The organism is Pseudoxanthomonas sp. LjRoot204_2 (assembly GCF_056175765.1).
The window spans coordinates 1-1,439 of sequence record NZ_JBGFFG010000633.1 but is presented as its reverse complement, the minus strand read 5'-3'; the positions used below and the strand labels follow the sequence as shown (position 1 = coordinate 1,439).

The window sequence follows — 1,439 nt, the reverse complement described above, 5'->3', positions numbered from 1 at the left end:
GCCCCGGCCGCAACTTCGTCACCCTCAAGATCGAAACCGACGAGGGCCTGACCGGCATCGGCGACGCCACGCTCAACGGGCGCGAACTCTCCGTGGCCGCCTACCTCACAGAGCACGTCATTCCCTGCCTGATCGGGCGCGACGCGCACCAGATCGAGGACATCTGGCAGTACCTCTACAAGGGCGCCTACTGGCGCCGCGGCCCGGTCACCATGACCGCCATCGCCGCCGTGGACACCGCCTTGTGGGACATCAAGGCCAAGGCCGCCGGCCTGCCGCTGTACCAGCTGCTGGGCGGCAAGAGCCGCACCGGCGTGATGGTCTACGGCCATGCCAACGGCAGCGACATCGAGCACACGGTGGACGAGGTGCTGCGCTATGCGGACGCCGGCTACAAGGCCATCCGCGCGCAAAGCGGCGTGCCGGGGCTGGAGAAGGTCTACGGCGTGGGCAAGGGCACGCTGTTCTACGAACCGGCCGATGCCGACCTGCCCTCCGAGCACGACTGGTCCACCGAGAAGTACCTGCGCCACACGCCCAAGCTGTTCGAGCGCATCCGCGAGAAGCTGGGCTTCGAGCACCACCTGCTGCACGACGTGCACCACCGCCTGACGCCGATCGAGGCCGGGCGCCTGGGCAAGGCGCTGGAGCCCTACAACCTTTTCTGGATGGAAGACGCGACGCCGGCCGAGAACCAGGACGCCTTCCGCCTGATCCGCCAGCACACCACCACGCCGCTGGCGGTGGGCGAGATCTTCAACTCCATCTGGGACTGCAAGGAGCTCATCGAGAACCAGCTGATCGACTACGTGCGCGCCACCGTGGTCCACGCCGGCGGCATCACGCACCTGCGCCGCATCGCCGACCTGGCCTCGCTCTACCAGGTGCGCACCGGCTGCCACGGCGCCACCGACCTGTCGCCGGTGTGCATGGGGGCGGCGCTGCACTTCGACCTGTGGGTGCCGAACTTCGGCATCCAGGAATACATGCGCCACACCGAAGAGACCGACGCCGTGTTCCCGCACGCCTACACCTTCGACCAGGGCATGCTCTACCCGGGCGACGTGCCCGGCCACGGCGTGGAAATCGACGAGGCGYTGGCCGCGAAGTACCCCTACAAGCGCGCCTACCTGCCGGTGAACCGCCTGCAGCACGACGGCACGCTGTGGAACTGGTGAGCGCCGTGACCAGGCTGAATGCCGAGATGCTGGCCGCGCTGCCGCCCGCGGTGGCGCGCGCCGCCTACGACCGCGCCGCACTCGAGGCCGGCATCGTCCACCTGGGCGTCGGCGCGTTCCAGCGCGGGCACCTGGCCGCCGTCAACGAAGCGGCACTGCATGCGAGCGGCGACTTGCGCTGGGGCATTGCGGGCGTGTCGCTGCGCAGCCCCGACACGCGCGATGCGCTCGCGCCGCAGGACGGCCTCTACACCCTCACGC

The 1,439-nt window shown here is 69.3% G+C and carries 2 protein-coding genes; both read left to right on the top strand.

All coding sequences use genetic code 11. The annotated features are described in order from the left end of the window. Window positions 1–1,178 (top strand): D-mannonate dehydratase ManD (gene manD, locus AC04L7_RS18600; protein ID WP_475513688.1); only part of this gene is annotated, 1,178 nt, incomplete at its 5' end. Between the two features lie 5 nt (window positions 1,179–1,183). Further along, window positions 1,184–1,439: mannitol dehydrogenase family protein (locus AC04L7_RS18595; protein WP_475513687.1), on the top strand; the 256-nt coding region annotated here is incomplete at its 3' end.